Raw genomic sequence first — 8,549 nt, 5'->3', positions numbered from 1 at the left:
GGATGTCGTGCCATTCCAGCCGATCCTGGGACAGAAAGCGATAGGCAGCGGCCGTTTCTGCCCAGCCCCCACAAGCGCTCGGGATGCTCGCCGATGGATTCTTTGCCAGGCTCTCGGCCAACAGCATCGCGCGCTTGTTGAGGCGCCGATCGCCCAAATCAATGTCCCTGAACTCCGCCTCTGCCCAACTCGCTGCCACCACTTGTTTGCCTCACCCGCCGATTCGAAACCGCGAGTAAACGCCTTCTTCGCTCGGCTTACAACCCCGTCGTCACAACTTGTGTGTAATGCAATGGGCTTAAGGGCGTGCGCTCGGCGTGCACGATTATGCACCTATCGGCACGTACTCGCTATCTAGAGACAGTCTCCTGATGGCCTGCTCGGGCACGAAGCTCGATCGGGATGCGCGCGCCATCGACCTATACCGGGGCGTGATGTACGAATCGTACCGGGCGCACGTGCGTGGCGATGCGGCGCCCCGCGTCCTGATTCTCTCCGCGCGCCACGGTTTCCTGCAACCCGACACCGAGATTGCCCCCTACGATGAGCGCATGACGCGGCAACGTGCCGACCAGATGGTGGCCGACTTGCCGCGCTACCTGCGGCCCGCCGCCTGGCCAACCCATTCGGCTCGGTGATGCTGGCGGGCGGCGCCGAGTATCGACGCGTCATGCGCGCCGCGCTGGCCCGCCGGTACGGTCCCCAACTGCCTCCCCTGCAGGAAACCACTGGTGGCATCGGCATGCGGCGGTCGCAACTCGGCGCTTTCCTCGACGGGTTGAAGCCGGCGTTCCGTGGCCAAATTGGCCAGCAAGCCAACGGCACACCGCTCTATCGCCGGTACGACTGGATTGAGGCGGGCACCATCATCGGTGTCACTTATCGGGCGACGCCCTATCGCCCTGCCCTGAAAGCCCGTGTCCTGGCGCTGTTCGAGGGGCCAAACGGTCCGACCGCCGACGTCGAGGTGGAGGAAATCGTCCGCGGCCGCCCGAAAATCTCCGCACATTGGGTCGGGGTAAAGAACCTGCACCCGCTCTCGCTCCAGGAGGCGGCATGACGGACTATTACCGAGCGCTCCAGGAAGAGGCGACGGCCTCTTCCAGCCATTTCATGGCACGCCCGAGGCTGATCGCCTTGGCCCACGCCGGCTTCCGCGCCTGGGCCAAGGCGGGCAACCTGAATTTCCCGGACGAAAAGCGCTACGCCCTGCTGCACGAAGTCCTGCGCTACTGCGCCGACCGGTGCCTGCTGGCTTGTTGCTTCTCCCAGGAATGGCGGCTGCGCGAGATCGCAGAGATGCTGGACGCAAGCTATCCCCGCTATGCGCTGACACGGGCGCGGGTCTCTGCGCGGCGCAATCGCCATGGTCGGCCGCGCTTCTGACCCCCTCTGCTGCAAGCAATTCCGCCTCAGCGAGGCGGCAAGCTGTTGGGAACGCCAAATTCAGTATATAACTTGGGCTATGACTGGCATGGACACCCTCTGGCTCTCGAACCCCACGCTTGCTTACCGCGACTGGCAAACCCGGGAGGCGGCCGGCGCCGACAGGCGCCCCTTTGCTGAGCACTCGATCATGCCAGCCTGCGCAGCCGCACCATCGTGGCCGCCTTTCTCGGGACGGATATGACAGCGGCCGAGGCTCGCGCGGCGCGTATTGTCGACCTCTACCCCGACGCCTCGCCACCCTACCTGTTCATCCCGGCGCACGGCTCAAGAGACGCGCGCACCGTGCATCTGCCCGACTTTGCGGTGCCGCTACTGAGGGACTGGTCAGCGCGCCGCAAGAAGCTGGCGATCGAGGGAGATCGCCTTTTTTCCCTGCGCCCCAACGGGCAACCGATCACTGACATGAGTTTCGGCCGCATCGTGTCCGAGATCCTCGAAGCCATCGGCGCCACCAATGTCGAGATGAGTCCCTGCACGCTTCGCAGATACGATCTGCCGCCGTCAGCTGCTGGCGGGCCGTCCGCACGATGAAGTCAGCCACATGCTTGGTCTCACCAGCAATCGGACCTGCGACCGCATTTTTGCCACCATCCTTCAGCCAGCGATTTACCGGACACGCGAGCGCGATGGAGCGGTAACAATGCCTGACACCGAACGAGAGCCATATGGACATCGCGACGGACACTGACAAAAAATGCCACCGCGCGAACGACTCGAGGGCCAGCGACAGCGAAGGCGCCGCCTGGTGGGACGCTGTCGCCACGACTGGACCCAAGTGGGCGATACGCCGATGGCGACAGTCGCGCGCATACGCCTTGCTATGGCGTGACATGCCTTGCTGGAGCGTAGCGCGGATTGCGACAACGTCGATCACCTTTGCCGTAACGAGGAATACCCGACTAATGCTTGCTTGACCAAGCGACGTTGCCGGCGGCGGACGCCATCAGCGACGTCTGGTTCATCGTCATTAGGCGCTCGCCAGTCAAGGAAGTCGAGGTAGGAACCTGAACACCTTTGTTCACGTTCACGATAGAAAAATTCCCCCCCATGCAGGGTACACACAACAAACAGACCGGCGACAGAATATCCGCCTCGTGAGTTGAACGCACGCCGAGGGTAAGGGAAATTTGATATCAGGAGGGATATGGCCCGAGACCAATCCGAGGCACGCTTGGATATTCGACGACGCTACCTGATCCGGAATACCTCACCGTCTGCCCCCGCATTGCCCGCTCGCCGCAGCCACAGGAACATCTCACCCTGCCCGTCCCAGATCATCGGCATTGCAGTAGCTGGCCAGCCGAGCGGCTTATCAAAGCACCCCGCCGCTTCCAGTGAAGGGCTGGACGGGATTCGGTCGGCGCTCGCAACCGATGCGGCGCCACCAAGGTCGAATTGTCCGACATCGTCAACGTGTTGGCGTGGCGTGAAGAAGTGTAGTTCGAATTTCCGGTCACCGCATTTGCCCATCCCCGCATTGGAGCAGCCCTGATGTCGACGTCCCTCCCCGCCTGGCAGGCCTTGTGTGAGCATGCTGCCAAGATCCGCCATATCCATATGCGTGACTGGTTCGCGGGCCCGCACGGCCAGATCCGCTCCAAGCACATGACGGCTGCGGCCTGCGGCCTGACCCTTGACTACGCCAAGAACCGCGTTACCGAGGAAACCCTGTGCTTGCTGCTCGATCTGGCCCGCCAGGCACACGTGTGCGAGCGGCGAGATGAAATGTTTGCCGGCGAACCGGTCAACACCACGGAGCGCCGCGCAGCACTCCATATGGCGCTACGAGCCCGCCCCGGCGACGACTACCGTGCATTGGGTGTGCCGGTAGAGGCCGATGTATCAGCCGTACTGGCGCAAATGGAACTGTTCGCACATGAAGTGCGCAACGGCACATGGACAGGCTTTGACGGCCGCGCCATCACGGATGTGGTCAACATCGGCATCGGCGGTTCCGACCTTGGGCCACGCATGGTGTGCCGCGCCCTGGCGGACGATACGGAATCCGCGCCGCGCATGCATTTCGTCGCTAATGTGGACGGCTATGACCTGGCCCGCAAGCTGATTCACCTAAATGCCGCCACCACCCTAGTGGTCGTCTGCTCCAAGACCTTCACCACAGTGGAAACCATGGCCAACGCCCGCACTGCGCGCGACTGGTTCCTGCGCCATGGCGCCACACGGGCGGACCTTGCCCGCCACTTCGTGGCCGTGTCGTCCAACCGGGACGCCGTGGCGGCGTTCGGTATCGACCCCGGCAACATGTTCGCGCTATGGGACTGGGTGGGCGGGCGCTTCTCGCTGTGGTCGGCCGTGGGCCTGTCGATCGCAGTCGCGATTGGCTTTGACAGGTTCCGCCAGTTGCTCGACGGCGCACGGGCCATGGACCGGCACTTCGCCAGTGAGGCACCCGAACAAAATCTGCCAATAATCCTGGGCCTGCTGGACGTCTGGTACCGCAGCTTCCTAGGCGCTGCCAGCCGCTGCGTGGCACCCTATTGCGAACCCCTGGAATTGCTGCCGGCCTTTCTGCAGCAACTGGAGATGGAGAGCAACGGCAAGTCCGTGCAGCACAATGGTGCGGCGCTGGAAACCGGTTCGGCCGCAGTGGTATGGGGCACTACCGGCACCAATGGCCAACATGCCTATTTCCAGATGATGCACCAAGGCTCACAACTGGTACCGGTGGACTTCATCGCCTGCCTGCAACCTCACAGCGACCTGCCCGGTCACCACACCAAGCTCCTGGCCAACTGCTTCGCGCAAAGCGAAGCACTGCTACGGGGGCGCACTGCCGCCGAGGTGCGCGCCGACGCCCAAGTAAGTGAGATGCTGGTGCCGCATCTCGTATTCGAAGGGAATCGGCCCAGTAATACACTCCTGCTGCAGCAGCTGGATGCTTTCCATCTGGGCGCCTTGCTCGCTATGTGCGAACACCGCACATTTGTGCAGGCGGCACTTTGGAACATAAACCCCTTCGACCAATGGGGAGTGGAACTCGGCAAGAAGCTGGCCGGCCCCATCGAGCGCGAACTGGAAGGCGCACCGGCGCAACCGCATGACGCATCGACAGCGGCGCTGATCCGCCGCGCGTGCCGCGCCAGAGCCATGACGCCGGACTGATTCGTTGCACGTGAAGCCCTTGCTCTCTTCGCATGGTTCGCCCGGCCGACGGAAACTGGTCCGGCCAGCCAGGCTGGTGCCTGCTGGCTTCGCCTTCAAACCTACTTTGTGCATCAAGTGCGCGGGTCAGACTCGCGCTCGTGAATCGCTCCACAAGCTCGGAGCTTCAGAGGGGGGTGGCAAGCGCCGGCAACAGGTAGGGGCGACATGGTGTAGTTATGCAGTCCTGCTGCACTCCAGCGCGCCGCACCCCGAGGTACATGCGCGATGCAGAACCGCGCATCGCGCTGCAACGTGGGCGTCGAGTCAGGTTGACCGCGCACCTGAGACGACGAAATCAAACCCGTCAGCTGGCCGCAGCCTGAGACGAAGTAACTGCGCAATAGGAAGGCCTGCTTGCGTCCAAGCGACCACGGATGTCGACTTCGTCGGTCTCGGCTGCGATTGCGCAGTATGCGGGTTCGACGGCCTTCGCCATGCGGGCGCAGTATGCGGGGTTGTCGGCTGCTTCCCGAGAATATGCGGCAGAGGTCAGCGTGCTGCCGAATTCGTGCATGCTCAGCGCATCGCTCGTCGCGGCCATCTCCATGAGACGAACCTCATCCTCCGGGCCGTCGATGCCAACGTAGGGGTTATGGTGAAGGACATAGCCAAAGATGCGCTCGCAATCGCTGGCATAGCGCCTCGTATCCAGGATGTGGGCATGCCAGAAGGCATCCACCTGCTCGCTGGGGACGGCAGGCGTGTCGGGATACTTCGCCGCCAGCTTAAGGAATTGGCGGTAGCCGCTCTCCGCGTGCTCCAGCGATTCCGGCGTCCAACGCGCGTGTTGCTGCTGCAGCAGCTTGGCCTTCATCCTGGAAAAATCGAGAGTGTCGATGTGCTGCCACATGATTTCAATATTACGGTTTTGCATTTTTGCTTCCTTGTTATTGGACTGCGTAAGCACGCGCCTGACTGGCGTCAGTCAGGCGCGCATCGGCTCCGGCCCATCCTTGAAAGCGGCGCCGTTCTCCATTCGGCTGGCCAGGAAAGCAGTGATCTTTGCCGGCGGCAGCGGATGGCTGAAGTAGTAGCCCTGCACTTCGTCGCAGCCTTCGCGGCGCAGGAACTCAAGTTGCGCTTCGTTCTCCACGCCTTCGGCGACCACTTCCAGCCCGAGCTGGTGCCCGAGCCCGATTACCGCGCTGGTAATCTGCGTGTCGCTGCGGCTTTCTGGTATGTAGCGGATGAAGCTGCGGTCGATCTTGACCGTATCGATGGGCAAGCGGCTCAGGTAAGCGAAGCGAGGAGTAGCCGGTGCCAAAGTCGTCGATCGCCAGTCGCACGCCGATGCGTTTCAGACGCGAGAGCCAGCTGGACGCCTGTTCAGCATCGCGCATGACCATGCTTTCGGTGAGTTCAAGCTCCAGCAGGTTGCCGGGCAGCCCGGCTTGCCGCAAGGCATCGATAATAGTCAGCCTAAGCGACTTGTCGGCGAACTGACGGGCCGAAAGATTGACTGACACACGCACAGGCGAAAGTCCCTGGGCACACCACGAGGCGTTTTGACGGCACGCTTCGCGCAAGGCCCACGCGCCGATCTCGACTATGGCGCTACTCTGCTCCGCGAAGGGGATGAAATCTCCAGGCAGGACCACGCCAAGTTCCGGGTGGCGCCAGCGGATCAGTGCCTCGACGGTCGTGCATGCGCCCGACGCGAGTGCAATGCGCGGCTGGTAGTAGAGCATGAATTCGTTTTGCTCGAGCGCGCGGTGTAGGTGCGACTCCATGTCAATGCGCCGCTGCAGCGACGCGCTCATGCCGCGGCAGTAGAACTGGTAGCCGTTCTTGCCGAGCTGTTTGGCACCGTACATGGCCAGGTCGGCATGCTTGAGTAGGGTCTGCCACTCATCGCCGTCTTCGGGAAAGGAACTGATACCGATGCTTGCAGTCACCCTGAACTTCAGACTCATTGACAACGAACGCTGGCTCGAGCGCAGCCTGGATCCTGGCGATGGTCCGACCTAGGAGCGTCGAATCGCCTCGAGCGTCCAGCAGCACGATGAATTCATCTCCACCGAAGCGGGTAATCAGTTCCACGTCATTGAGACTATTGCGCAGCCGGTCGGCCGCCTCGCGCAACACGTTGTCGCCAGCGTTGTGGCCGATCGTGTCATTGACGACCTTGAATCCGTCGAGGTCGACAAAAATAACGTGCAGAGTCTGGTCGCTTGCGCGGGCACGGGTCAGGGCCTTTTCGAACTCGGCCTTGAACATCAGTCGGTTGGGCAGGCCCGTAAGAGAATCGTGATTGGCGATGAAGCGCAGGTTCTCCTCGGCCTGGCGCCGCAGCAGGAAGTGGCCGGTCTGATTGGCAATGCCTGTCGCCATGGTGAGCGCGTGCGCATCGCGACTACACCTGGCACGGGAATAGAGTTCGACGATGCCGAGCGTCACGTGGCCCCTGGTCAGCGGGAAGGCAAACACCGTCCGGATGCCGCCCGCATCGAGCCACTTGGCTTGCGCATGCCGGGCCATCGCAATCCGGTTTGCATACCATTGCGGCGCCTGCAAGACCGCAGCGCCGGCCGGCCATGCAGGGCGATTAGCGAGCCAGGACTCCAGCGCCTTGACGCGAGCCATACAGATAGGGGGCACCTTCAGTCCATGGCTGTCGTCGCTCGGCCAAAAGGCACCGGCCTCCCATTCCATGCCTTCGAGCAGCGTGTGGACGATCTCCTCGAGCACCTCGATTTCACTGGTGGCGGTCGCCAAACTCAGGGTGATCTGGTGTTCCTGCGCCCTGGCTTGCTCGGCGGACTTGCGCTGGGTGATATCCTGCGCGGTTCCATGCAGGACCGCGTTGTCCGCCCCCCCAACCACGTGGCCAATCAGATGCAGCCAGCCCCGGCGCCCGCGCCGCGACTGGTAGGGGCACTTGAACTTGAACGGCTGGCGATCCTGCACGGCTGCCTGGATTCTTTCGCGCAGCGCGGCACGATGGCCAGCGTCGATCGCCTCGAACAGCGTTTCCGGGGTCGGCTTGTCACCGCGCCAGCCGAGCAGGCGGGCCATTTCGCGGGAAAAATGCGCGCTGTCCTTGCTTAGGTCAATGCGCCAGTCCCCGAGATGAGCGATTTGCTGCGCCTGGGCGAGCGCGGCCTGGCTTTCGCGAAGGCTGTGCGTCATCTGGTCGGCCACGGCGATGGCACGGGCCCGCGAACTCGACAACGCGTAAGCCAACCACCCCATCAGCACGCTGATAATCATCCCGGAAATGACTACCAGCGCCGGCAGGTAACGCTGTGGACCACCGATAACTTTGGCATCGGCCGCAAATGCGATCACCCAGCGCCGCCCACCGAAATCCCGTTCGACGCTCTTGACCAGGTCATGCTGCCCTTCACCCGGGGCCATCTCGCCCTCCGACCCCGCTCTCGCAACGTGCGAGGCAGCCGCGTGGATGCCGCTGAAGCCTGCGCCCCGGCTGCGTCCCAGTCCGGTGAGACTGTCATAGAGCAGGTTAGCAGCGGACGGAGGAACCGCGGGCTCCGTGAAGTCTCCAGCGTCATACACGCGGAACCGGATCCTGCGCAGGTTCTCGTTGCTGACAAGGTCCTTCATCAGGTCATCCACCCGGATTCCCGCGCCCACCGAGCCGACATATGCGCGACGGCGCGCTTCAACGGAGTCTAGGTTCTGCACCTTGTGGTACACCGGTAGGCGCAGGGCGATCCCTACATGCGGGTTCTTTGCCTCGTTGAAGATCAGGCGCCCACTGCTGACCGACTGCCCGGTATCGCGTGCCCTTTCGAGGGCAGCCAGACGGCGAGGGTCCTCGCCCATGTCGATGCCAATTGATGCAAGGTTGGTCTCGAGCGGCTCTACATAGGTCAGCACGTAGTGACCCGGCCGCCGGCCGGGAGGACGGAGATTGAAGGTTATCCCCTTCTTGCGCAGGATTGGATCGCCGCGCTGCCGAGCAACAAAGACAT

The 8,549-nt window shown here is 62.8% G+C and carries 10 protein-coding genes; 5 read left to right on the top strand and 5 right to left on the bottom strand.

Annotated elements, in window-relative coordinates; translation table 11 throughout:
- Nucleotides 1–199: IS4/Tn5 family transposase DNA-binding protein (locus K309_RS38395; protein ID WP_232232601.1), on the bottom strand; the 199-nt coding region annotated here is incomplete at its 3' end.
- A gap of 172 nt (nucleotides 200–371) precedes the next feature.
- On the opposite strand from K309_RS38395, the gene K309_RS43480 reads away from it, so the two are divergent.
- From K309_RS43480 to pgi, 5 genes are all read left to right on the top strand, one after another.
- The gene (locus tag K309_RS43480; protein ID WP_232232600.1) at nucleotides 372–638 is read left to right on the top strand and encodes a DUF6884 domain-containing protein; all 267 of its coding nucleotides are present in this window, start codon (nucleotides 372–374) and stop codon (nucleotides 636–638) included.
- Nucleotides 638–1,060: a hypothetical protein gene (locus K309_RS43475; RefSeq protein ID WP_035878752.1), complete on the top strand. Its 423-nt coding sequence runs from the start codon at nucleotides 638–640 to the stop codon at nucleotides 1,058–1,060. Before K309_RS43480 ends, K309_RS43475 begins: the two co-directional genes overlap by 1 nt.
- On the top strand, nucleotides 1,057–1,386 hold the full coding sequence (locus K309_RS0132770; protein WP_232232599.1) for a hypothetical protein: 330 nt from the start codon (nucleotides 1,057–1,059) through the stop codon (nucleotides 1,384–1,386). Before K309_RS43475 ends, K309_RS0132770 begins: the two co-directional genes overlap by 4 nt.
- Before the next feature lie 216 nt (nucleotides 1,387–1,602).
- Nucleotides 1,603–1,980 carry a site-specific integrase gene (locus K309_RS43470; RefSeq protein WP_064737482.1) on the top strand — a complete coding sequence of 126 codons (378 nt, stop codon included), beginning with the start codon at nucleotides 1,603–1,605 and terminating at the stop codon, nucleotides 1,978–1,980.
- Nucleotides 1,981–2,940: 960 nt separating this feature from the next.
- A complete protein-coding gene (pgi, locus tag K309_RS0132755) occupies nucleotides 2,941–4,572 on the top strand; it encodes a glucose-6-phosphate isomerase (protein WP_029050208.1) in 1,632 nt (543 codons plus the stop codon).
- A gap of 346 nt (nucleotides 4,573–4,918) precedes the next feature.
- On the opposite strand, the gene K309_RS0132750 is transcribed toward pgi, so the two are convergent.
- From K309_RS0132750 to K309_RS38375, 4 genes are all read right to left on the bottom strand, one after another.
- Complete coding sequence (locus K309_RS0132750; RefSeq protein ID WP_029050207.1) at nucleotides 4,919–5,488, bottom strand: glycine-rich domain-containing protein; 570 nt, start codon at nucleotides 5,486–5,488, stop codon at nucleotides 4,919–4,921.
- Nucleotides 5,489–5,539: 51 nt separating this feature from the next.
- On the bottom strand, nucleotides 5,540–5,803 hold the full coding sequence (locus K309_RS43860; RefSeq protein WP_255360141.1) for an EAL domain-containing protein: 264 nt from the start codon (nucleotides 5,801–5,803) through the stop codon (nucleotides 5,540–5,542).
- A complete protein-coding gene (locus K309_RS43855) occupies nucleotides 5,685–6,509 on the bottom strand; it encodes a putative bifunctional diguanylate cyclase/phosphodiesterase (protein WP_255360140.1) in 825 nt (274 codons plus the stop codon). Before K309_RS43855 ends, K309_RS43860 begins: the two co-directional genes overlap by 119 nt.
- The coding region (locus tag K309_RS38375; protein ID WP_255360139.1) for a diguanylate cyclase domain-containing protein at nucleotides 6,463–8,549 on the bottom strand (2,087 nt) is incomplete at its 5' end. The genes K309_RS43855 and K309_RS38375, both read right to left, overlap by 47 nt.

It is taken from the genome of Cupriavidus phytohabitans (assembly GCF_000426345.1).
In the GTDB taxonomy this organism is placed as follows: domain Bacteria; phylum Pseudomonadota; class Gammaproteobacteria; order Burkholderiales; family Burkholderiaceae; genus Cupriavidus.
This window is presented reverse-complemented; position numbering and strand designations above follow the sequence as displayed.